This is a genomic window from Microbacterium sp. (assembly GCF_041909575.1).
Lineage (GTDB): Bacteria > Actinomycetota > Actinomycetes > Actinomycetales > Microbacteriaceae > Microbacterium.
In genome coordinates, this window is sequence record NZ_JAYRDE010000040.1 from 1 (window position 1) to 23,356 (window position 23,356).

Genomic DNA, 23,356 nt, shown 5'->3' on the forward strand with positions numbered 1-23,356 from the left:
ACCTCGCGCGGAGCGGCGGGGTATTCCTCGGAGAGCAACACTCCGTTCGAGGAGTCGGCGTCAGGACGTATGGGACAGGAGATCGTGCTGCGACGCTGATCTGGCTCCATGGTGGCGGCTGGGTCTACGGCGAGCCCGAGGGCGACGACGAGATCCTCGCACACCTTGCTGCGCGATGCGACGTCGACGTTGTCGCGGTCCGCTACCGCCTCGCCCCGGAGCATCCCTTCCCCGCCGCCCTCGACGACGCCCTCGCCGTGTACCAGCACATCGCCAAATCGGGTCGACCGATCGTGATCGCGGGTGCGAGCGCCGGCGCAACCCTTGCCGCTGGCCTCTGTCTGCTGCTCCGCGACCGCGGCGACAACCAGCCCGCCGCACAGCTGCTGATCTGCCCACCGCTCGACGACCAGGCACGCGACGACGACGACGGCCCCCTCCGTCGAGCGGACATGGACCGCTACTGGAGGATGTACCTGGGTGCTGCCGAGCCCAACAGCTACGCGGCGCCCGCTCGCGCTCATACGACAGCCGGACTTGCGCCCGCGCACATCTACACCACGTCTGCTGACCCGCTACGTCTCGAGGGCTGGCGCTACGCGGGCAGGCTCGCCGCCGACGGCGTGGAGGTCAACGCGCGGTTCCTCCCCGGAGGGTTCCACGGATTCGAATACGAAGCACCCCGCAGCGCATTCTCCCGACGCTTCCTCTCGGAGATCGCAAGCACGGTGAGGAACGTCACCCGATCGCCTCGCGCATCCCGCCACGCGACGGGTACGGTGCCGGCATGAGCAGTGACTCGACTTCCGACCCGCAGCCCGTACAGCGTGTCTGTTTCATCATGCAACTCAAGCGCGACCGTGTCGACGACTATCTCGAAGTCCACGCCCACGTGTGGCCCGAGATGCTCAAAGCGCTCTCCGAGAGCGGGTACAGGAACTTCAGCCTCTTCGTCCGGCGCGACGACGGTCTAGTGGTCGCCTACCTCGAAACGGACGACTACGATCAAGCGGCCGCGGCGATGGCGCTCCGAGAGGTGAACACTCGATGGCAGGAAGGCATGGCCCAGTACTTCGAGCAGGGTCGTCCGGACAAGCAAAGCGACCTCCTGGAACACTACTTCCACCTCGCGTGACCGCGTCGTGCCAGGCTCTGCGCGTTCCTACAAGTCAGACGAGTTCATGAGGGACCTCCAGAGCGATCCGCCGCTCTCAACCAGATGACCGCGGTCGCCCCCGCGAGCACCGTTTGGTGGAAGTTCGTCCGGTCGCTGCGTGGGAACGATTTGGGAAGACTTGAGATCGACCCGGCACATCGAGGGCAATCGACGAAACCTCGAGATCCGCGGAACCGTGCGAGTGCACAGTGAAGCTCGCCTGCGAAATGTCCGAGGGTCGGAGTTCAAATACCTCCGTCTCCGCCAGAAGATCCTTGGCCAGTTCCTGTTTCCCTGGCGGCGTCGAGACAGTTCGGGACACCTTGCACCGATGCGTCTCGTAGCCCGCTCGAGGACGCTGTGCGCGCGACATCCGTCCTCGAAATTCCGTGGCGGCGGCCGGCGATCGAGTGTCACGGCGAGGGCCTGCCGAGGCCGAGGGATCGATCCGCTCAGTCTCCTACGGCGCCCGCCCTCGGGCCGGTCCCGCGATCGGTCGGCGTCACGAGAACTTCACTAGATCTCCTAGCGAAAGCCGATCGCCGATTGATAGCGTTCGGGAGTCGCGGGTCGGGCGCTCGGCGAAATGGGCCGGCTGCGACCGCATGAGGGCTCTATCGCCCGTTTCGCCGTGACGAGATCAACCTTCGGTCCGGATCACATAGGAGAGCGGATCATGCGCGTGACGGCTCTTCGCGACGGACTGAACACACTGACTTTCCGGCACCGCCTCCGACCAGAAGGACCAGGAATTGAGTGAATTGCTGAAAGTACGTCCCCGGATCTGGATCGGCATCGCGATCTACCTCGGCTATGTCGTCGTCGTCTTCACGGTGCAGAGGCTCTCAGGAGTTCCCTACACCGATCTCGCCGAAAGCGGCAGCAACCTGTTCTTCGGCGCGGGGCTCTCCCTGATCATCAGCGCGGTCCTGCTGGCGATCACCACCACCCTCCTGGGCTGGTGGCGCCCCGCACTCTTCGACCGGCAGCGAAGCGTGAGATGGCCGATCATCGCCCCGATCCTCTTGACCATCGCGCTGGTCGCCAACCTCATCTCGACGGACTGGTCCGCGTTCGACGTCCCCTTCCTCGCCGCGGCGATCGTACTCATCCTTGTCGGGTTCACGGAGGAGCTCACCACCCGCGGCCTCCTGCTCACCTCACTCCGGAGTCGACTTGGAGAAGGGTGGGTATGGTTCATCACCACGGCCGCATTCGCGCTGATGCACCTGGCGAATGCGCTGAGCGGTCAGGCGCTCGGAGCCACGCTCCAGCAGGTCGCCTTCACGTTCATGGCCGGCACCATCTTCTACATCCTGCGCCGCACCACGGGCAGCCTGATCTGGGCAATGCTCCTGCATGGGTTCTGGGACTTCTCCGTCTTCTCCCTCACACACGGCACATCCGGCCCGTTCGCCGCGATCGGCGCAACCATCAACGTCGTCGCGGGGATCTTCGCCTTGATCGCCGTGGCGTTCGTCATCCGCGGATCCAACGAACGACTCGACGCCACGACAAGGTAGGCACTCATGGGACGGGAAGAGAAAGCACGAGACGGCGCGTCGGCTGCCACGAAGGACCAGATCCTGGACGCCGCAGTCGTCATGCCCCGCGGATCAACGTTCGCCGGTGTTCTGGGGGCGACTGCCGGCGTCGGGCTCGGCGCGGGGACCGGCAACGCGACGGCATGGGGCGTCGCCGGTGGGATCATCGGGCAGCGGATCTCGAGCGCAGCCAAGGGCAGCTACCCCTCCATCGTGCTGGCAGTCTCCCCGACGAGGCTGCACGTCCTCGGACGCGAGCGGACCGGCGTCGTCGGCGGCTGGAAGGAGCTGCACCCCGTCGCGTACATCGAGCGCAGCAACCTCGGGGTGAAGGACCACCACAGCGGCACCGTGCATGTCATCGAGCTCACCGACACCACCACAGGCACCACTATCGAGTTCGAACAGCAGAACATCGGCGGCCTAGGGCTGAAGGATCTCCTGCGCCTCCTCCGGAGCTGATGAGACCTCCGCGCTCACCGGAGGTGTGGTCTACCACAGTGACTGTCGGCGCTCAGCGGTGCTTGGGCGCGAGATTCTGAGCCGGAATCGGGGATGCCTCGTCGATCCGCCGTCGAGGCCGGTTGGGGGACCTAGCACGCCGGGGCGATCTTCGCCACGGGCTCATCCTGCCGCAACGCGCTGAGCTTCGAGCTGTTCGAGGAGTCCTGCGAACGCGGCGGCATCTGGCTCGCGGCCGGCGGCGTGCTGGTCGGAGCCGTCGTGTTCACGACCCTGAGCGCCCTCCTGGACACGGCATCCCGGAGAGTCTCGCCCTCGGCATCTCGATCACCGACGGGGCGGGTGGTATCGCGCTCCTTGCGGCGATCTTCGTCTCGAACCTGCCCGAGGCGCTGGTCGGGGCGGCGTCGATGCGGGAGCAGGGGCGGTCGGCCGCTCAGATCCTCGGTCTCTGGACGGCTGTCGCGCTGCTGCTCACGGTCACGGTGGTCGTGGGCGCGGTCTATCTGGCTGACAGCGAACCGGCCGTCCTCTCGCTCCCGCTCGCCTTCGCGGCGGGCGCGGGTGATCGCCTCGCTCGCCGACACCCTCATGCCCGAGGCGTTCGAGCACGGCGGCCCCGCCGTCGCCCTCAGCACCGCCGCGGGCTTCGTGCTCTCGTTCGTCCTGTCGCTGGCGTAGCGGCGAGGTCCTCGCCGGCGGCACCTCCTAGCACGGGTTCCGTGGCCCGTCCAGGGCGGGCGGAACGCTGCCGGATCGGCCTACCTTCGACATGACCGGACCCACCACCGAGAGTCCGCGGAGAGCGGACTGGGCGGGGTAGCGATGGCGACGAAGAGCGGGAAGTCCGCGAAGAGGATGCCCAAGAGGCTGTACCAGGCCGAGCTGAAGCGACTGCAGGTCGAGCTGGTCGAGATGCAGCGGTGGGTCGCGGAGACCGGCACCCGCATCGTCGTGATCTTCGAGGGGCGGGATGCCGCGGGCAAAGGTGGTGCGATCAAACGGATCACCCAGTATCTCAACCCCCGGCACGCGCGCGTGGTCGCGCTCGACAAGCCGTCGAAACGAGAGCGCGGTCAGTGGTACTTCCAGCGGTACATCGAGCAGCTCCCCGGGAAGGGCGAGATCGTGTTGATGGACAGGTCCTGGTACAACCGCGCCGGAGTGGAGCGGGTGATGGGGTACTGCACCGAGGAGCAGTACCAGAGATTCCTGCGTCAAGCGCCCGTCGTGGAGCAGCTGCTCATCGAAGACGGCATCATCCTGATCAAGTACTGGTTCTCGGTCTCGGACGATGAACAGCAGGCGCGCTTTCGCGCGAGACGTGAGGACCCCATCAAGCTGTGGAAGCTGTCGCCCACGGACCTGGAGTCCATTCGCCGGTGGGAGGACTACTCCCGCGCGAAGGACGCGATGTTCGCCGCGACCGACACGTCGGGATCGCCGTGGTGGGTGGTCGAGAGCGACGACAAGCGCAGCGCGCGCGTGAACGCGATCAGCCACCTTCTCGACAGCATCCCGTACCACCACCTGGATCGCGAGAAGATCACGATCCCGGACCGCCCGAAAGCGGACGACTACGAGCGACCCCCCATCGAGCAGTTCACCTACGTTCCCGACATCGCCGCCGAGCTCGGCAAGAAGTAGCTGAGGGGCAGCGCGATCAGCGCGGCCTGGGGGCTCCGAGTGCCTCCCACCGATCCCGCGTGAGCACCGCCAGCTGGCCGGTCTTGTTCGGGAGTCGCACGCGGGGGCCGAGCTCGAACCCGAACCGACGCACGCGGGCGAGGGCCCGGTCGTTCTCCACGTCGGGCTCGATGACGATTCTGTCGACGGCGGAGATCGCGAACATGAACCCGGCGATCAGCTCCCCGATGCGGGTGGTCAGTCCCACGACGGGCGCGCCGCGATCGCCGAGGAAGAAGTGGATCCCGGCGTCGCCGGGCCGCGCGTCGTAGGCATCGCCGAGGGGGTCGTTCTCGGGTTCGTAGGTCTGCAGCAGCACGATCGGCAGCCCGTCGCGACGGATGAGGAACGCGTGGTGCGAGGGGAGCGACTCGACGTACGCGTAGGTGTCGCGCAGCTCCTCGCGTGACAGGTGACCGAGGCCCCAGAACCGTGCCGAGGGCCGGGTCACCCATTCGTGCAGGACGTCCAGATCACCTTCTGGGTCGAGCACCGTGAACTCGACGCGGCCCAGTGCAGGGTCGTCCACGACGTGAACGACCGCACCCGCGGAGCCGGTGATCAATCGGGCGTGGCGGGTGGTGGTCATGCTGCTCCTGTCGGTCGGTCGGGTCGCAGTCTCGCCCACTCGGTGGTGACCCGTGTGGGCCGCGCCTCGGCCCAGGCTGCGAGCTGGTCGGCGAAGTGCGGCGACGCGGGGTCTCCCGATGCGCCGAAGGGCACGCTCCACAGGCTGCGTTCGCGGTCGGCCACGTCCCACGCCCAGCGCGCGACCGAGCCGCGCCAGCTGCGGTCGGTGGTCCCGGGTGTCGAGCCGGTGCACCTCACCGTGTCGCCGTCGCCCGAGACCGCGACATCCAGTTCCGTGACGGGTGCGGCGGCGCCGGGCACCTCCGCCAGCACGTGCAGCGGCAGCATTCGGTGCGTCGATCCCCATTCGGGGGCGGCGGATGCCTCATCCCAGGCCTCGGCGCACATCCGGGGTGCGTCGGGCGCGATCGCGGGATGGGAGAGGAGTCGCGGCAGGGCGGCGGCCACCTGCGCTCCGACGGTGAGCCACGGCTGGAAGACGGGGCTGAAGCCGTGCGGCGCGTGGAGCGGCGCGAGCGCCGGGTGCGCGGCGACGCGTCGCACCACCCCGCTGCGCCACGCGGCGAAGCGGCCGGCGGCGCGGGAGGCGGCATCCATTCGCTCGTCCCATTCGTGCAGGTCCGCTTCGGCGGGAATCCAGGCGCGCAGGGCGGCGGCCGATCCGCTCGCGGTGTCACCCCAGATCTCGGCGAAGGCGTCGGCAGTCCGAGGCCGCAGTTCCTCGAGCAGTGAGCGGATGCGGGCGGCCCGATGGGCCGGCGGGTAGGCGAAGCCCAGATCGATCTCGACTCGCTCGGGCCGTTCGTTCGCGTCTACGGCGATGTCGCCCACGGCCGTCGCGGGAATCGGGGGGCGATCCGCCGCGGGCCGGCTGGTGGTGCCGTCGAGAGGCAGGCGACGTGCTTCGCGCGGAAGGTCCGGAGCGACGCCGACGGTGGCCGCGAGCACCGTGCCCGCGGAGTCCGCGGCGATCACGCGGTTGACGGGGTCGACCCACGAGCCGAACGCCTCGACCACGTCCTCGGCGGTGCGGGCTCGCAGCAGGGGAAGAAGAGCGGATGCTCCGACGTCGCGGTTCGTGCGTGCGGGCAGGCGGATGCTCCACCCGACGAGCGCGCCGTCCTGCTCGCGCAGGTCGGTCACCACCGTTCCACGCTCGGTCTCGATCGCCTCCACGTTCACGGCCGCCCCACCCCGCACGAAGACCTCCGAGCGCTGCACGTCGGCCGCCCGCCACCCGTCGGGACCGAGCGCGTCGTACCCGTCGGCGGTGGGGCGCAGCCGCTCCCGGAAGATCTCGACGCTGTGCGCCATCGCGTTGGTGACGCCCCACGCGGCGGGTCCGGTGTGACCGAAGTGGGGCACGCCGGGCACGCCGGGGAAAGCGAGGCCGACGACGTCGAATTCGCCGCATGCGAGGCGGATCTGCTGATAGACGCCGGGAAGCTCGAAGATGCGGTGCGGGTCGCCGCCGAGAAGAGGCATCCCACTCGCGGTCCGAGTCCCGTGGACGGCCCACGCGTTGCTGCCCGAGGAGGGGAGGGTCTCGTCGCCCGGATCTCCGTACCCGGCGAAGAGGTCGACCCACTCGTCGCCGAGCGTGTCCGCGACGTGCGCCCGCCACAGCACCACCGGGAACGGGGAGAAGAGCGCGTGCGCCACGTGGAGGACACCGAGCGGGTCGTGGTCCTCCCACGATTCGAGCGGCCGCCGATCCCCGAACACCCGATCGAGTTCGTCGAACTCCCACGCGCGGCATCCGACCGCAGTCATCCCGCGCCGCACGCCGGCGACGTAGCGGCGCACGAACCCGGAGGTCTCGGGATCGAGCGCTTCGAAGGCCCGCCGGGCGGTGTCGTCGAGGCGTGCGCGCCGCGCGAAGACGTCCCACGCGACGCCCGCGCCCCCGATGAGCTCCGACAGCCGGCCGCTGGTCCGCAGGCGGTCCACCTCGATCTGCCAGCCGCGGTCGCGGGCGGTGACCTCGCCTTGTGCCTCGGCGAGGTCGCCGACGTCGGCGGCGCGGATGTGGGGGATGCCCAGGTCGTCGCGGGAGACCTCTGCCATCCCGTCAGACTCCCACGGCGACGGGCGTCGCGGTGAGAGCGGCGGCGGAGCGCGTGATCGGGTTGTTCAGCCGTCCGGCGTAGAGCAGCGACGACGACTGGTTCGTGAGGTCGACCATCTGCAGGGTGTTGCGCAGCTGCAGGCGGTTGAGGCACGAGTGCGCGAAGCTGTCGGCGCGCAGGTCGACGCGCGAGTCGAGATCGGGATGCCGTGCCGCGTGCTCGTCGACCGCATCGGCGACCAGGCGCCAGAACACGTCCTCGCGCAGGGTGCCGTCCGCGTGGAGGATCCCGGCCAGATGACGCAGTACCCCGTCGAACACGTCGGTGAAGATCGCGAGGGCCTTCTCCTCGTCGTCGACCGGCGTGACGATGCGGCGGATGTCCTCGGGCACGTCACGGGCGCCCAGCACGGCGACCTCTTCCCCGATGTCCTTCATGAACACGCCCGAGGGGACGTGGTCGTCGAGGATGAGGATGAGGTTCTCGCCGTGCGGCATGAACGCCAGATCGTGTACGAGGAGGCAGTGCACGAGCGGCTGGAGGTAGACCCGGAGGTAGGCGGCGACCCACTCCGACGGCGAGACATCGGCGGCACGGATCAGCGCGGTCGCGAACGAGCGTCCGGCGGAGTCGCGGTGCAGGAGCGATGCCATCGTCGCGAGCTGCTGCTCGGGGCGGATCAAGGGCACCGGGCTCTCCCGCCACAGCGCGGCGAGCATCTTCCGATGCGCTGACGGCTGCGAGGTGCGGTGGTACACGTCGCCGGTGTACCCGATCGACGCGCGTTCCCGCAGCACGCGGAAGCCGGCATCCCCGAGGGTGCTGTCTGAGGCGACGAGGTCGGCGACCCAGTCGTTGATCGCCGGCGTCACGCGCATGTAGGCGGGGGAGAGCCCGCGCAGGAACCCCATGTTCTGCACCGCGAGGGCGGTCTTGACGTAGTGGCGTGACGGGTGGGTCGCGTTGAACATGGTGCGAACGGACTGCTGTGCGCGGTACTCCGACTCGCTCTCGCCGATGAGCACGAGGTCGCGGCGCGCGAGGTCCGGCGCGAAGGTCACGGTGATCCGGTTCTCCCACTGCCACGGGTGGACGGGGAGCAGGTGGTAGTCGGATGGGTCTTCCCCCACGGCGTCGAGCCGGGAGGCGAAGAGGGTACGCTCGGCCTCGCTCAGCTCGCCGCCGATGAGCGCCTCCTCGTCGAGACCGGCGCCGAGGGCGAGGTGAGACTGCGACCGCCGGGCGGCCAGCCAGACGACGCGGAACGGGGTGCCGGCCTCGGGTGCGAAGGCCGCGTGGTCGGTCACACCGAACCCGATCCGCCCGTTGTTCGCGACGAACCCGGGGTGGCCTTCGGTCATCGAGGTCTCGATGGTCTGGAAGTCGGCATCCACGAGCTCGTCGACGGATGCTCCGCCGCGGGCGATCTTGAACGCGGCGCCCGCCAGGGTCGACGCGATCTCCTCGAGATACACCGGGAGGAGCGCGTCCGAGATGCCCAGCTGAGGCTGCAGCTCGAGGATCAGCGCCTGCGCATCCAGCGGTGCGGGCTCGCCGTTCACGCGACGTTCGAGCGAGGCCTCGTCGATGATCCAGTGCTCCAGCGCGGTGCGCTGCGCCGCGAACCGGTACTCGGCGGTCCCTTCGGCGGTCACCAGCCGCCAGCCGTCGCCGATCGGCTCAGGTGCGATCAGTCGCTCGTGCGAGAACTCGGCGATCGCCTTCGCGACGAGGTGTCGCTGCGCGTTCTCGAGGGTGAGGGGGGTGAGGTGTGCGGCTTCCGCGATCACGGGAGGCTCCTTTCCTGCGCGACCAGCGGCGCGCGCGATGACAGCTCGGATGCCGCGAATCCGCGGCGGGTGCAGACCGAGAGCATCGCCTGCTTGACGTGGGAGCCGTCGACGAGGCTCACCTCGGACAGTTCGACGAATCCTGCGCGCCGGTTCTTCAGGCGGATGGCGCTGTTGCGGACATCCGGTTCGACGACCACGCGTTCGGCGGAACGTGCGTCGAAGCACCAGGCCATCACGGCGGCGAAGACGGCATCGGTCAGACCGTGGCGGGGCGGGCCCGCCGGCGGTGCGATGAGGATGTGCATCCCCAGGTCGCCGGGTCGTGACGGGTGGATGCCGGTGAGCAGCACCTGCGCCGGGTCGTACGTCTCGACGTAGAACGTGGGGACGCCGTCGACCAGGCCGAGCCAGCCGTCCTGGGCAGGGTCGGCCACGACCCCCGCCAGGTAGGAGCGGATCTCGCCGGGCGTGAGGTCGGGCATGCCCCAGAACGCGCTGTGCGGGTGGGCGAGCCACCGCTGCAGCATCGTCGCGTCGCGGAGCGGGTCGACCGGAATGAGGCGGATGTCGAGGGACGCGGCATCCGCGCTCATGCCATCGCCTCCGGCGCACCGGACCCGGCCGGAACGAGCGACCCCGCGGGGAGCCCGAAGTCCTGGAACGCGATGCGGCGCTCGATCGGGTAGACCTCGTGTCCGAGCACCGAGGCGAGGATCGACGAGTTGCGCCACGCGCCGAATCCGAGATCGGGTGCTGTGAGACCGTGGGTGTGCTCTTCGCCGTTCTGCACGAAGACCCGGCCGCGTCCACCGTCGATGCTGTAGTCGCGGGCGACGTCGAGCCGGCCGAGCGCATCGAAGTCGAGACGGTCGGCGACCGGCGCGAGGAACGGCGGCGTCTCGGCCGCGTATCCCGTCGCCAGCACGAGCGACGCGGTCTCTCGGGTCTGCTCGTGGCCGAGCTGGCCGTGGCGCAGCCGCAGACGGAAGCGGTCCGTGTCCCACTCCGCCGCCGTCACCTCGGTGTCGGTCAGCAGCGTCGTCGGCACCGGGCCGTCGGCGCTCAGCCGGTAGAGCGTGTCGTAGATGTCGTCGATCAGCTCGGCGGAGATGCCCTTGTAGAGGCTGCGCTGCTCCCGCCCCAGTGCCTGCCGCTGCGCGAGCGCAAGACCGTGGAAGTGGTCGGTGTACTCGGGCGAGGTCATCTCGAGCGTGAGCTTGGTGTACTCCATCGGGAAGAACCTCGGCGAACGGGTGATCCAGTCCAGCCGGTAGCCGTCGCCCGTCGCGCCCTCGAGGAGGTCGCGGTAGATCTCGGCGGCGGACTGGCCGCTGCCCACGACGGTGATCGATCCGGATCGGCGCAGGCGGTCGCGATGCTCCAGGTACTCGGAGCTGTGGATCGCCGGGCCCTCGAGTCCCCGCAGTTCGCGCGGGATGACGGGGTTCGTGCCCACCCCGAGCACGACGTGGCGTGCGTGGAGCTCGCTCGTCTCGCCGGTGTCGGTGCGCATCGCCCGGACCACATAGGTGTCGGCCGTCGGATCGTGCTCGATGGCGACGACCTCCTGGTTCCAGCGGAGGTTCGGCAGCTGTGCCGCCGCCCACCGGCAGTAGGCGTCGTACTCGGTGCGCAGCGCGTAGAAGCTCTCGCGGATGTAGAACGGGTACAGACGGCCGGTGTGCTTGAGCCAGGCGAGGAACGAGTAGGGCGAGGTCGGGTCGGCCATCGTGACGAGGTCGGCGAGGAACGGCACCTGGATGGTCGCGCCCTCGATCATCATGCCGTGGTGCCAGCGGAACCCGTCGGCGCGATCGAGGAACACCGCGTCGAGCCCGGTCGGCTCGGCCAGGCATGCCAGGCCCAGGTTGAACGGCCCGATCCCGACACCGACGAGGTCGTGGACGTGGGCGCTCATGCCAGCGGCTCCGCTCCGACGAGCGCGGCGTCCGTCTCGGACTCGAGATCGGCGAGCGTCGCCGCGGCGTCCTTCACCATCGCGAGCACCTCCCGCACATCGTCGAGGCTCGTCGTGGGGTTGAGGAGCGTGAGCTTCAGGCACGGGCGGTCATCGATGACGGTCTTCGCGACGAGCGCCCGGCCTGACTCGAACAGCACCCGGCGGACGCCTGCGACGAGGGCATCCTGGGTCGCGGCATCCGTCCCCTCGGGCCTGACCCGGAACAGCACCGTGCTCAGCTGGCTGCGGCCCACGAGCTCGAGCAGGTCGTCCGCGTCGACCTCGTTCGCGACATCCGCCGCGAGGTCGATGGTGGCATCGAACAGTTCGCCGAGGCGGTCGGCTCCGAGCGCCCGCAGGGAGACCCACAGCTTCAGGGCGTCGAATCTGCGGGTCGTCTGCAGTGACTTGTCGACCTGGTTGGGCTCGGCGTTATCGAGCGGATTGAGGTAGTCGGCGTACCAGGCGCCGGCCGCGAGATCCCGGGGTTCGCGCACGATCAGCGCGCTCGATGACACCGGCTGGAAGAAGCTCTTGTGGAAGTCCACCGTGACGGAGCGGGCACGCTCGACGCCTGCGAGCAAGTGGCGCCGGCGCTGCGAGACCAGCAGCCCGCATCCGTAGGCCGCGTCCACATGCAGCCACACGCCGCCGACCTCGCATCGGTCGGCGATCGCATCGATCGGATCGATCACGCCCCGATCCGTGGTCCCGGCGGTGGCGACCACCGCCATCGGCAGTCGCCCGCTCCTGCGCGATTCGCGGAGGGATTGCTCCAACGAGCGGGGGTCCATTCGTCCCTCACCGTCGTCGCCGACGATCACGACGGCGTCGTCGGCGAGACCGAGGAGCAGGGCCGACTTGGCGACGCTGAAGTGGCTGGACGAGGTCGCGTGCACCGTCATCCTGGCCAGCGCCTCGGAGCGCGGACCGCCGTGCGCGGCGAGCGCCGCTTCGCGGGCGAGGAACAGGGCGTGCAGATTCGACTGCGTGCCGCCGGAGGTGAACACGCCGTCGCCGTGCGCGAATCCGATGCGCGTGGCCGTCCACGAGATCAGCCGCTGCTCCATGAGGGTGCCCACGGTGGACTGGTCGTAGGTGTCGACCGAGGTGTTGACGGCGGCCAGGACCGCTTCTGCCGCGACGGCGGGAAGAGCCACGGGGCAGTTGAGGTGTGCGGTGTACGAGGGGTGGTGGAACCAGACCGCGTTCTCGAGGAAGAGCTCGTCGATCTCGGCGACGGCGGCCGACGTGCCGATGCCACCGCCATCGAGGTCCACTCGGTCGGTGAGGTCCTGAAGGTCGTTTCTGGCTGCCCCGGAGAAGGGTTGGGAGACTTCGGCGAAGCGGTGAGCGAGTCGGTCCGATGTTTCGGCGATCAGTGCGGTGTAGGAATCGGTCGTCGAACGCGTCAGCAGCTCGTGCATGGGTCTCCTCTTAGGTATGCCTCACCTAACTTGGAGGATTGCGCGAACGTTGTCAATCCGGACGTAACGGTCCGGCCGAAAATTCTGCCTTGACGAGGCGACGGTCGGCGGTCCATAATCATCCACGTTAGATAAATCGATTTATCACAAGGATGTGAGAATGCCTCGGCCTCGGATCTCGGACGTCGCAGCGGCGGCGGGCGTGTCGGTGACGACCGTCTCGCTCGTCATGAACGACGTCGAGTCGCGCATCTCGGAGGAGACGCGCCGTCGAGTCCGCGAGGCTGCGCACGCCGTGGGCTACGCGCCCAGTTCGGTGGCTCGCGGTCTGCGCACGCAGCAGACGCGCACGGTCGGCCTCATCTCCGATCAGATCGCCACCACCCCGTTCGCGGGCCGCATGCTCGCGGGCGCCCAGGACGCTGCCCGCGAGAGCGGCCATCTCGTCTTCCTGGTCGACACCGGGGGCGACGGCGACATCGAACGGAGTGCGATCCACGCACTGACCTCGCAGCAGGTGGACGCGATGATCTACGCGTGCATGTGGCACCGCGTGGTGGACGCGCCCGCCGGACTGCCCTCGACCACGGTCTTCCTCGACTGCCGGCCGGCAGACGGCGGCTTCCGCAGCGTCGTACCGGACGACAGGGCGGGCGGGTACACCGCCACGCGCGAGCTCATCGCCGCCGGTCACCGGCGGATCGCGTATCTCGACACCGACGATGCCCCGATCGCGTCGCACCTGCGGCACGAGGGCTACCTGGAGGCGCTGGCCGAGGCCCGCATCCCGGTCGACCCGGCTCTCCACGTCACGGGCGCCACCACCGCTCAGGGGGGCCGGTCCGCAGCGGAGGTCCTCCTCGACCTCCCCGACGACCGGCGTCCGACCGCGATCTTCTGCTTCAACGACCGCATGGCTGTCGGCGTCTACACCGCCGTCCACCACCGCGGACTCGAGATTCCGCGCGACCTGTCGATCATCGGCTATGACGATCAGCAGCTCGTCGCCGCGGAGCAAGACCCCCCACTGACCACGATCGCCCTTCCCCACTACGAAATGGGTCGCTGGGCGATGGAGGTCGCGCTCGGCGTCCGCGCAGAAGGGGATGAGGACGCCACGCACCTGATGGAGTGTCCCGTCGTCAGACGAGACTCCGTGGGCCCGCCGCCGGCGCAAGTCGCCAAACCGAACCGGCGACGGGCTTCACACACCGAACGACTGCCGTAGGCAGTCTCCGATCAGCGATCGACGCGCGCGTCGATCGCCAATGAAAAGGAAACCACAGAAAATGCGCAGAACGACGCCGATGTTCGTATCGGTCGGGTTGGTGGGGGCGATCGCCCTCACCGGATGTGGGCAGGCGGGTCAGGGTGACGCCACGACCGCAGACGGCCGCACCGAGCTCACCATGTGGACGCACTCCGCCGGCAACCCCGCCGAGCTCGAGGTGTACGAGCGGATCATCTCGGACTTCAACGAGTCCCAGGACCAGTACGAGGTCGTGCACGAGTCCTTCCCGCAGGGGGCGTACAACGACGCGATCGTCGCGGCCGCGTCATCCGGGGACCTTCCCTGCCTGCTGGATCTCGACGGGCCGATCATGCCGAACTGGGCCTGGGCGGGCTACCTGCAGCCCCTCGAGCTTCCGACCGAGCTGACCGACTCGCTGCTGCCGACGGCGGTCGGGGTGTGGAACGACGAGATCTACTCGGCGGGCTACTGGGATGCCGCGCTCGGGATCTTCGCGCGCGAGTCCGTGCTCACCGAGAACGGGATCCGCATCCCGACGGTCGAGGAGCCGTGGACCGCTGACGAGTTCGAGGCCGCACTGGCGACCCTCAAGGACGCCGGATACGAGACCCCCATCGACATCGGAGCAGAAGACACCGGCGAGTGGTGGCCCTACGCCTACTCCCCGTTCCTGCAGAGCTTCGGGGGCGATCTGATCGACCGCTCCACCATGCTCAGCGCCGAGGGCGTGCTCAACGGGCCGGAAGCCGTGGCATGGGGCGACTGGTTCGCGGGGCTGTTCGCGGACGGCTACGCCGGCAACAGCGGCACCGTCGGCAATCAGGAGTTCATCGACGACGAGGTGGCCCTCAGCTACACGGGCGTGTGGAACGCGGTCACTGCGCTCGACGCGGTCGGCGACGACCTGCTGATCCTGCCTCCGCCGGATCTCGGCACCGGGCCGAAGATCGGCGGCGGCTCGTGGCAGTGGGGCATCTCGTCGGAGTGCAACGACGCCGACGGAGCCCGCGAGTATCTCGAGTTCAGCTTCCAGGACGAGTACATCACCGAGTTCGCCGACAAGCAGGTCGTGATCCCGGCCACCGAGGCCGCCGCCCAGGCGTCGGAGTACTTCGGCGACGACGGAGCGCTGCGTCCGTTCGTGGAGTTCTCGCAGGAGTACGCGGTGCTCCGCCCCGAGACCCCCGCGTACGCGGTGATCTCGACGACGTTCGAGACGGCTGCGAAGGACATCATGAACGGCGCCGACGTGCAGGACACGCTCGATCGCGCGGTGTCGGAGATCGACGCGAACATCGCGTCGAACGACGGGTACGGCTTCCAGTGATCCGCCGCGCCGGCCCGGGGGGCGCGCGCCCCCGCCGGCGCATTCTCAGAGAGCTCTGCCATGACTGTCACACCCCCGACGGTCGCCGCCGAAGAACCTCGGCGCGCCACCCGTCGCCTCCGCTCCATCAAAGGCCGCGAGACGTGGGCCGGCCTCGGAATGATCGCCCCCGCCGGCATCCTCCTCGTGCTGTTCCTGATCATCCCCGTGATCCTCGCGTTCACCCTGTCGTTCACCAACGCGAGGCTCATCTCGCCCAACCCGCCGCGCTTCGTGGGCTTCGACAACTTCATCCGCGCTTTCACGGCGGACCCCGTCCTGATCCAGTCCATCGGCAACACCGCGGTGTTCGCGCTGGTCGTCGTTCCGGTCCAAGCCGCCCTCGGGCTGCTCCTTGCCGTGCTCGTGAATCGGCGAATGCGCGGCGTCACCGCGTTCCGGGTGATCTTCTTCATCCCGGTCGTCACGTCGATCGTCGTCGTGTCGATCCTGTGGAAGTTCATGTACCAGGACGACGGGCTGATCAACTCCATGATCAACGCGCTCACGTTCGGGTTGTGGTCGGGCGCGGACTGGCTGAACGATCCTCAGACAGCGCTCGGCGCCATCATCTTCATGTCCATCTGGCAGGCCGTCGGATTCCACATGATCATCTGGCTCTCGGGACTGCAGACCATTCCCGAGGAACTCTACGAAGCGGCCAAGATGGACGGCGCGAGCCCCTGGCGCCAATTCACGAATGTCACCTGGCCCGGGCTTCGCCCGACGATGGTATTCGTCCTGGTCACGATCACCATCGCCGCACTAGGACTGTTCGTCCAGGTCGACGTGATGACCCAGGGCGGACCGGTGAACTCCACCTCGACGATCGTCTTCTACGCCGTTCGCAAGGGTTACGAGCAGCAGGAGATCGGCTATGCCGCCGCGATCTCGCTCATCTTCTTCGTCGCGGTTCTCATCATCGCGCTCATTCAGCGTCGCCTGACGCGAGAGAAGGACTGACGGATGTCCATCACCAGAACCCTCACGCCCGCGGCACCGGCCGCGGGCCGGTCGGGCAGGAAGAACTCCGCATCCAGTGAGAAGTCCCAGCGTCGCCGGGGAAAGATCCTGCTGTACGTGGCGCTGTCGCTGTTCGGCGTGGTCTTCCTCTTCCCGCTCGTCTTCATGTTCGTCTCGAGCCTCAAGCCGGACAGCCAGATCCTGCAGGACATCGATTCGGTCAACGCCTTTCTCCCCGTGGGGGACATCAGCCTCGACAACTACTTCGGCGTGTTCGACCGGGTCCCCGTCGCGCAGTTCATGTTCAACTCGGTCCTCGTCACGGTCCTCACCGTCGGCTTGGGCCTGATCGTCAACTCGATGGCCGGGTTCGCCCTGTCGCGGCTGGAGTGGAAGGGGCGAATCGTGGTGCTCGCGGTCGTCATCGCCACGCTGATCGTGCCCTTCGAGACGATCGCGGTGCCGATGGTCTACTGGGTCGCGCAGCTCCCGACCCTCGTCCTGGAAGGCGGCGTGCTGAAGTACGACTTCGGCTGGCTGAACACCTACGAGGTGCAGATCGTGCCGTTCATCGCGAACGCGTTCTCGATCTTCCTGTTCACGCAGTACTTCTCGACCATCCCGAGGTCCCTCGATGAGGCGGCCCGCATCGACGGGGCCAGCTGGTTCACGATCTATCGACGCATCCTCGTGCCGCTGTCGGGTCCGGCATTCGCGACGGTCGCGATCCTGACGTTCCTTCCGGCGTGGAACCAGTACCTCTGGCCGCTGATGGTGGTTCAGAAGGAGGAGCTGCGGCCGGTGATGGTCGGCATGCAGTACTTCTTCCAGCTGAACACCGCGTGGGGTGAGGTGATGGCCTACACATCGCTGATCACGCTGCCCGTCCTCATCGTGTTCCTCATCTTCCAGCGGGCGTTCGTCAGCAGCATCGCCGCGAGCGGGGTGAAGGGATGACGGCGGCGGATGCTGCGCGCATCGTGGTCGTCGGTGAAGCGCTGGTCGACATCATGCATCGCCATGCAGGTGCCGTCGACGAGGCGCCGGGAGGGAGTCCCGCCAATGTCGCGCTCGCCCTCGGGCGTCTCGGGCGGACTCCCGCGCTCATCACGCGCCTCGGCGCCGATGATCGCGGCGACCGGCTGCGGCGCTGGCTGAGTTCGTCGGGCGTCGCGGTGACGGCCGTCGATGCGCCGCGGACGGCGACGGCGGTCGCGCGTCTCGACGAGTCCGGTGCCGCGTCGTACGAGTTCGATCTGGACTGGGATCTCGACGGGGTCGACACCGCGGAACTGACCACCGCCGACCTGGTCCACATCGGCTCGGTCGGCGCCGTGCTCGAACCGGGAGCCTCCCAGCTGATGGCGCTCGTCCGGGCGGCACGGAAGGGCGCGACGATCACGTACGACCCGAACATCCGCCCCGCGCTCGTCAACGACCCGGCCGCCGTGCGACGTCGCGTCGCCGAGCTCGTCGACCTCGCCGATGTGGTCAAGGCGAGCGACGACGACGTCCGGTGGCTGCATCCCGGCCGCGACATCGTCGACATCGCGCAGGAATGGCAGGCCCGCGGCCCCGCCCTCGTCGTCGTCACGCTCGGCGCCGACGGTGCGATCGCGGTGACGGCCGACGGCCTTCTCGCGATCCCCGCTGTCCGCACGCCCGTGGTCGACACGGTCGGCGCCGGCGACACCTTCATGGGCGCGCTGATCGACGGCGTCGTGGGTCTCGGGGGAGCAGGTGCCCGCGGGCGACGGTCAGGCGACGGCATCCCGAGCAGCGCTCTGGAAGATGTGCTCACGCGGGCGGCGCGGGCGGCGGCGATCACCGTCTCGCGCCCGGGCGCCGACACGCCGCTCGCAGCGGAGCTCGCCGCGGTCGCGCTCACCTTCGCGGGCAGTGACCTCGGCCCGATGACCCCCACACCCCGACTCAGCGCGTCGCGCTGACCAACGAAGGATCAATCTTGTTCGACCTCCCCGGCTCCTGGGTATGGGACTTCTGGTTCGCTGACGACGGCGACCGGTACCACCTGTTCTTCCTCTACGCCTCCCGTGCCCTGCACGACCCCGATGCGCGCCACTACCGCGCGTCGATCGGCCACGCCGTCTCGACCGACCTCGTCGAGTGGACGCAGACCGCCGACGCTCTCGTCCGCAGTGACGCCCCCGCCTTCGACGACCTCGCCACCTGGACCGGATCGGTGATCAGGCACCCCGACGGCACATGGTTCCTCTTCTACACCGGTTCGTCGCTCGCTCCGGACGGCAAGAACGTGCAGAGCATCGGGTATGCCACGTCGACCGATCTCGAGACGTGGACCAAGACCGGCACCCCCGTGCTGGACGCACGCGCACCCTGGTACGAGACGCTGGAGAGCGGCGCGTGGCACGACGAGGCCTTCCGCGACCCGTGGGTCTTCGCCGACCCTGACGGCGACGGCTGGCACATGCTCGTCACCGCCCGTGCACCGCACGGCCCCGTCGACGGCCGCGGCGTGATCGGCCATGCGTGGTCGTCCGACCTGCGCACCTGGGAGTTGCGTGAACCTCTGACAGCGCCGAGCGGCGACGGCTTCGGCCAATTGGAGGTCATGCAGGTCGAGGTCGTGGACGGCCGGCCCGTGCTGATCTTCTCCTGCCTCGCCGAGCATGCGAGCGAAACCCGCAAGGGTCAGGGCGGCGGCACGTGGGCGGTGCCCGCGCAATCCATCGTCGGACCGTTCGACGTCGACGCGGCCTACCCGCTCACGGACGAGAGCCTCTACGTCGGCCGGCTCCTGCAGCGCCGATCCGACGGTCAATGGCTGCTGTTCGCCTTCCACAACACCGACGAGCACGGAGCGTTCGTCGGCGGCGTGACCGACCCCATGCCCGTCGCGTGGGAGGGAGACCGGCTGGTGATCGCGGCGCTCGGCCCGGCCGTCGCTACCCCGCGTCTCTGAGGGGCTCAAGGGCGGCGAGGATCAGGTCGAGGCCGAACGTGAACTCGTCCGCCGGGTCGTAGTCGCCGACGGCGAGCGCCGCGGCGGACTCGTTGAGGTAGGGGAACTCCTCGGGAGGAAGCTGGGGCAGGTAGACCTGCTCGGCGGCGTCCGCGAACTCGTCGGCGGTGTCGAACGGGAGGCTCGCCGCCTGCAGGGCGTACCCGTACACGTAGCTGTCGAGGAGCCAGTTGGCGTGCGTCGCCATCACGACCGAGAATCCGGCCTCGCGCAGGCAGGCGGTCACCGCTTCGTGGTGACGGAGGTTCGCCGGCCCCGGTGATGTCCGCGACTCCAGCAGGCCGATCGCCCACCGGTGGCGTCCGAGAACCCGGCGGGCGGACACCGCCCGCGCCCGCATGGCCGACTGCCAGTCGGGTCCCTCGGGCGGGAGGTCGATCTCCTCGAACAGGACGTCGACCATGGCGTCCAGCAGCTCGTCCTTGCTCGACACGTAGTGGTAGAGCGACATCGCCCCGGCGTCGAGCACCCCGGCGAGCCGGCGCATGCTCAGCCCGTCGACCCCCTCGCGGTCGGCGAGTCGGATCGCCTCGATCACGACACGCTCCTTGCTCAGCCCCGCGTCTGCGGCCACCGGGCGTTCTTCTGTCGCAGCCACGGGTCTCCTCGTTCGGTTGAAGGACTTGACAATCGTACAGCGTACGTCCATAGTACGGTGTACGACGTACAGCGTACGAGACAGTGGGAAGTGTCGCTCGACGAGAGGAGCCTTCGGTGGGAATCGATCAGCGACCGGATGCCGCGTCCCGCCCGACACCGGCTGAAAGTCCAGCCGGCGCGGCGACGATGCGGGCCGTCGTCCAGGACCGCTATGGCCCCCTTCGGCGCCCCGTGCTCATCCACGCCCCGACGTGCCGCCACTCCGGCGGCCGATCCATTCGCTCCGAAAGGAACACCCGATGAACCGCCGAACCACGACCCCTCACCTGCTGGAATCCCCGCCCGTCCCCGTGCAGGCCAAGCTCGCCGCCGCCTGGACGAGCTTCATGTTCCTCTACATCTATGTCGACTTCTTCAACCTCTACAAGCCCGGCGTGGTCGACGGCATCCTGAACGGCCTCGTCTGGCGGTTCGAGGTCAGCCCGATGCTGCTGACCGTCATGCTCGCGTCGGTGGCGATCCCGGCCGTGATGGTAGTGCTGTCCATGGCTCTGCCGGCGCCGGCGAACCGTGCTGTGAACCTCGTGGTCGCATCGCTCTACATCCCGTACTCGATCTTCAATGCGGCAGGAGCGTCCTGGGAGTGGACCTTCTTCTACGCCCTCTCGATCGGCATCGAGGTGCTGCTCCTGGCCTTCGTTCTGCGCTCCGCCTGGAAATGGCCCCGCATCCCCGCCGCCGCCCGTCCCGCGACGGCCGCGGTCCGACACGACGTTCGGCAGTAGGCATCCCGGGCCCGTTTCGCGTAGTCGCGGTCAGGTCAGGGCGCGGCGCACGGCGTGTTCGTTTTTTTCGTTTCACCGTCTAAGCTGGTGACATGAGCACACCGACCGAGGTGCCCCGCGGCAGCCGCAAGGCACAGACCTACCTGCCCGAAGCGGATGCCCGCGAAGAGCTGCTCGACTTTGCGGAGTTGGTCCGCGAGCTGGAGGCATATCTCGCGCGAAGCTCCAGCAAGGCCGCTCTCGTTGATCCTGCGGGCCAAGCGAGACCGATTCCGGACGAGATCTTCCGCATCCTTGAGCAGGTGACGAATGCGCTCGCCGCGGGGGAAGGGATCACCGTAGTTCCGCAGGGGATGACGATGACGACTCAGCAGGCGGCCGAGTTCTTGGGCATCAGTCGTCCCACGCTTGTGCGGCTCCTGGAGTCCGGCGAGATCCCCTTCGATAAACCGGGCCGTCACCGGCGGGTTCGGTTGGAAGATCTCGTCGAGTATCAGACGAGGTTTCGTGCCGAGCGCCGCAAGGCGCTTCGGGACCTTGCTCAAGCGAATCTCGATGCGAAGGTTCAGGTCAGCGTGTCTGGCGATGCCAAGCGGCTCGCGGAGTTCTCAGACGAGTGAGCTTTCCTGCCCTCCTCGACACCAATGTGCTCTATGGGGCGCTGCTGAATGACTTCGTCCTCGAACTCGCTGATCGCGGACTCTTCAGACCGCTCTGGTCGGCAGACATCCTCCAAGAGCTCCGGAAGAACCTCGTCGAGGCCGGCGAAAACGCCAGCCTGATCGAGAAGCGCATCTCAACGATGACCGCGTACTTCCCGGACGCGATGGTTGACGGATACGACTCGCTCATTCCAACAATGACCTGCGATCCGAAGGACCGTCACGTTCTGGCTGCAGCGGTGCGCGGCGGAGCGGAAGTGCTCGTCACCTTCAACCTCAAGGACTTCCCGGACGTGTCCACGGCGCCTTTCGACGTCGAGGTCGTGCATCCCGATGACTTCCTGCTCGATCAGATCGACCTCTATCACGCGCCGACGCTCCGCGCCCTGGTCGAACTCGTCGAGGGCTATGACTCGCCCGCGATGACGCTCGATGATTATCTCCTCGTGCTCGCTCGTGCGGGCGTGCCGAAGTTCGCAGATTCCGCACGCGAGAAGCTGTACTGATCCGCAGTGTTCCGCGCCAGCGGACGCACAGCGCCCCTGAGCATCCTGAGGATGCGTCGCGGATCGCCGTTCGACCTGGCGGAAGGCGCTGGCATCGCCTCTTGAACGGACGTCTCCCGAAGGGGGGACGTTTCGTTCATCCATTGATTTGATGCCGTCGGGCACCGCGAACCTTAAGGTGGTTACGACGATTGCGTTCGCCCGAGACCGTCCCCAGCGGTCGCCAGAGGGTTGTCCCCGTCCCCAGCGGGGTGTGCCGGGCCTGTCCCCACAGACCCGGCGTTCGCATAACGTCCGGTCCCCCTCGGGCCGCTCCGGTTGGTCGTGAGCACGGCTCGAGGGGGGCTGCTTACCGTCTCGAGCACAAGCTCGTCGCGCACTACTCCCCAGTAGTGGCGGCACCGAGACGAGATCCCCACGATCTCCCCAGCGCCCCGGTGAGTGCCGCCGAGACAACGGTACCTGTCCCCCATTCGGGGGACAACTTCCGAAGCGCGATGTTTCCGCAAGGTTCCCTGAATTCCGAGCTCCGACCGGTCGTAGCGGCACCGTGTCAAGGCCCGCCGTGTTCCCGCCGAGCACACGTACGCTCGCCCACGGGGAGAGAAGCTGGGACTGAGGAGGGCCGTGAATCGCACAGGTCGTCGGGATGCCGCCCCGTCGGAGAGCGAGTCGGTGACGCGCGCCGGAGGCGGACACGGGGGTGGTTCGCTGATCGCGCCCGGCGCACCTGCCGACGAGGCGTGCGCGCGTGCGCTCGCCGATGCGGCAGGCGTCGAGGGATTCGGTCTCGACATCCCGGCCACCCTCGGCTGGTGCGTCGGAGTCGGACGGATCGCCCCGCCCGCGGGTGCCGGACGTACACGCGGACTGTGGGACCTCCTCGCCGCGACGGCGTCCCGCGACATCGCCGCGGCTCGGATGCTCGAACCCCACCTCGACGCCCTCGGGATCCTCCAGCAGGCCGGGATCGACCTGGCGGCCGGGCAGGATCCGTGGCACGTCTCCCAGCTCGGCGCGGATCAGGATTCGTGCTGGGGCGTCTTCGCTGCGGAGGGCGCCGGGATGCGCGTCGAGGCGGCCGAGACCGACTCCGGCTGGGTCCTCTCCGGCACCAAGCCGTGGTGCTCGCTGGCCGTGCACCTGAGTCATGCCCTCGTCACGGCGTTCGTGGGGGAGGAGCGGAGGCTGTTCGCCGTCGCGCTGCGGGCACCCGGCATCCGTCCTCACGACGGGCCGTGGGTGGCGCGCGGGCTGCCGCACATCGTCAGTGCGCCGGTCGACTTCGACGCCGCTCCGGCGGTGCCGATCGGCGAAGCGGGCTGGTATCTCACGCGTCCGGGCTTCGCCTGGGGTGGCATGTCGGTGGCCGCCTGCTGGTGGGGAGGTGCGCTCGGGCTCCACGACGCGCTCCGCGCCGCGGCATCCTCCGACCGCGCGGATCAGGTCGCACTCGTGCATCTCGGGAGAGCGGATGCTCCGCTCTGGGCCGCCCGCGCGGCGCTGCGGGAGGCCGCCGACCTGATCGAC

Annotated in this window: 22 protein-coding genes; 15 read left to right on the forward strand and 7 right to left on the reverse strand. The window is 68.5% G+C overall.

Translation table 11 applies throughout. The annotated features are described in order from the left end of the window. The 5 genes from ACE3O1_RS07540 to ppk2 form a co-directional block, all read left to right on the forward strand. A partial coding sequence (locus ACE3O1_RS07540) for an alpha/beta hydrolase (protein ID WP_374314059.1) occupies positions 1-791 on the forward strand: 791 nt, incomplete at its 5' end. Continuing rightward, the gene (locus ACE3O1_RS07545; RefSeq protein WP_374314061.1) at positions 788-1,135 is read left to right on the forward strand and encodes an L-rhamnose mutarotase; all 348 of its coding nucleotides are present in this window, start codon (positions 788-790) and stop codon (positions 1,133-1,135) included. The genes ACE3O1_RS07540 and ACE3O1_RS07545, both read left to right, overlap by 4 nt. 773 nt (positions 1,136-1,908) lie before the next feature. Further along, the gene (locus tag ACE3O1_RS07550) at positions 1,909-2,679 is read left to right on the forward strand and encodes a CPBP family intramembrane glutamic endopeptidase (protein ID WP_374314063.1); all 771 of its coding nucleotides are present in this window, start codon (positions 1,909-1,911) and stop codon (positions 2,677-2,679) included. A 6-nt stretch (positions 2,680-2,685) separates the two neighbouring features. Next, positions 2,686-3,162, forward strand: a complete 477-nt coding sequence (locus ACE3O1_RS07555; protein WP_374314065.1) for a hypothetical protein — start codon at positions 2,686-2,688, stop codon at positions 3,160-3,162. Between the two features lie 858 nt (positions 3,163-4,020). Then, complete coding sequence (ppk2, locus tag ACE3O1_RS07560; RefSeq protein ID WP_374314067.1) at positions 4,021-4,809, forward strand: polyphosphate kinase 2; 789 nt, start codon at positions 4,021-4,023, stop codon at positions 4,807-4,809. 16 nt (positions 4,810-4,825) lie between these two features. On the opposite strand, the gene ACE3O1_RS07565 is transcribed toward ppk2, so the two are convergent. From ACE3O1_RS07565 to ACE3O1_RS07590, 6 genes are read right to left on the reverse strand one after another with little or no spacing between them, the layout of a single operon-like run. Beyond that, positions 4,826-5,437 carry a GNAT family N-acetyltransferase gene (locus ACE3O1_RS07565; protein ID WP_374314070.1) on the reverse strand — a complete coding sequence of 204 codons (612 nt, stop codon included), beginning with the start codon at positions 5,435-5,437 and terminating at the stop codon, positions 4,826-4,828. Then, complete coding sequence (locus ACE3O1_RS07570; RefSeq protein WP_374314073.1) at positions 5,434-7,506, reverse strand: penicillin acylase family protein; 2,073 nt, start codon at positions 7,504-7,506, stop codon at positions 5,434-5,436. The genes ACE3O1_RS07565 and ACE3O1_RS07570 overlap by 4 nt, the downstream gene beginning before the upstream one ends. Positions 7,507-7,510: 4 nt before the next feature. After that, positions 7,511-9,298: an IucA/IucC family siderophore biosynthesis protein gene (locus tag ACE3O1_RS07575; protein WP_374314075.1), complete on the reverse strand. Its 1,788-nt coding sequence runs from the start codon at positions 9,296-9,298 to the stop codon at positions 7,511-7,513. Beyond that, complete coding sequence (locus ACE3O1_RS07580; RefSeq protein WP_374314077.1) at positions 9,295-9,894, reverse strand: GNAT family N-acetyltransferase; 600 nt, start codon at positions 9,892-9,894, stop codon at positions 9,295-9,297. Before ACE3O1_RS07580 ends, ACE3O1_RS07575 begins: the two co-directional genes overlap by 4 nt. Further along, entirely contained in the window at positions 9,891-11,219 is a 1,329-nt protein-coding gene (locus ACE3O1_RS07585) for a lysine N(6)-hydroxylase/L-ornithine N(5)-oxygenase family protein (RefSeq protein WP_374314079.1), read from the reverse strand. Before ACE3O1_RS07585 ends, ACE3O1_RS07580 begins: the two co-directional genes overlap by 4 nt. Continuing rightward, the gene (locus ACE3O1_RS07590; protein ID WP_374314081.1) at positions 11,216-12,688 is read right to left on the reverse strand and encodes an aspartate aminotransferase family protein; all 1,473 of its coding nucleotides are present in this window, start codon (positions 12,686-12,688) and stop codon (positions 11,216-11,218) included. The genes ACE3O1_RS07585 and ACE3O1_RS07590 overlap by 4 nt, the downstream gene beginning before the upstream one ends. Positions 12,689-12,848: 160 nt before the next feature. Here ACE3O1_RS07590 and ACE3O1_RS07595 point away from each other — a divergent pair, with 160 nt between their 5' ends. The 6 genes from ACE3O1_RS07595 (at position 12,849) to ACE3O1_RS07620 (ending at position 19,213) form a co-directional block, all read left to right on the forward strand. Continuing rightward, positions 12,849-13,916: a LacI family DNA-binding transcriptional regulator gene (locus ACE3O1_RS07595; RefSeq protein WP_374314083.1), complete on the forward strand. Its 1,068-nt coding sequence runs from the start codon at positions 12,849-12,851 to the stop codon at positions 13,914-13,916. A 61-nt stretch (positions 13,917-13,977) separates the two neighbouring features. Further along, entirely contained in the window at positions 13,978-15,267 is a 1,290-nt protein-coding gene (locus tag ACE3O1_RS07600) for an extracellular solute-binding protein (RefSeq protein WP_374314085.1), read from the forward strand. Positions 15,268-15,327: 60 nt separating this feature from the next. Continuing rightward, positions 15,328-16,269: a carbohydrate ABC transporter permease gene (locus ACE3O1_RS07605; RefSeq protein ID WP_374314087.1), complete on the forward strand. Its 942-nt coding sequence runs from the start codon at positions 15,328-15,330 to the stop codon at positions 16,267-16,269. Between the two features lie 3 nt (positions 16,270-16,272). Next, entirely contained in the window at positions 16,273-17,226 is a 954-nt protein-coding gene (locus tag ACE3O1_RS07610; RefSeq protein ID WP_374314089.1) for a carbohydrate ABC transporter permease, read from the forward strand. Next, positions 17,223-18,218 (forward strand): carbohydrate kinase, encoded by a 996-nt coding sequence (locus ACE3O1_RS07615; protein ID WP_374314091.1) that lies wholly within the window; start codon positions 17,223-17,225, stop codon positions 18,216-18,218. The genes ACE3O1_RS07610 and ACE3O1_RS07615 overlap by 4 nt, the downstream gene beginning before the upstream one ends. A 17-nt stretch (positions 18,219-18,235) precedes the next feature. Then, positions 18,236-19,213, forward strand: coding sequence for a glycosyl hydrolase family 32 (locus ACE3O1_RS07620; protein WP_374314093.1), 978 nt, complete (start codon positions 18,236-18,238; stop codon positions 19,211-19,213). Here ACE3O1_RS07620 and ACE3O1_RS07625 read toward each other — a convergent pair. After that, positions 19,197-19,871, reverse strand: coding sequence for a TetR/AcrR family transcriptional regulator (locus tag ACE3O1_RS07625; protein WP_374314095.1), 675 nt, complete (start codon positions 19,869-19,871; stop codon positions 19,197-19,199). The two genes, ACE3O1_RS07620 and ACE3O1_RS07625, sit on opposite strands and share 17 nt — an antisense overlap. Before the next feature lie 301 nt (positions 19,872-20,172). Here ACE3O1_RS07625 and ACE3O1_RS07630 point away from each other — a divergent pair, with 301 nt between their 5' ends. From ACE3O1_RS07630 to ACE3O1_RS07645, 4 genes are all read left to right on the forward strand, one after another. After that, complete coding sequence (locus tag ACE3O1_RS07630) at positions 20,173-20,658, forward strand: DUF6326 family protein (RefSeq protein ID WP_374314097.1); 486 nt, start codon at positions 20,173-20,175, stop codon at positions 20,656-20,658. A 92-nt stretch (positions 20,659-20,750) separates the two neighbouring features. Next, a complete protein-coding gene (locus ACE3O1_RS07635) occupies positions 20,751-21,278 on the forward strand; it encodes a helix-turn-helix domain-containing protein (RefSeq protein ID WP_374314099.1) in 528 nt (175 codons plus the stop codon). Further along, positions 21,275-21,826, forward strand: coding sequence for a putative toxin-antitoxin system toxin component, PIN family (locus ACE3O1_RS07640; RefSeq protein WP_374314101.1), 552 nt, complete (start codon positions 21,275-21,277; stop codon positions 21,824-21,826). The genes ACE3O1_RS07635 and ACE3O1_RS07640 overlap by 4 nt, the downstream gene beginning before the upstream one ends. 627 nt (positions 21,827-22,453) lie before the next feature. Further along, positions 22,454-23,356 (forward strand): acyl-CoA dehydrogenase (locus tag ACE3O1_RS07645; protein WP_374314103.1); only part of this gene is annotated, 903 nt, incomplete at its 3' end.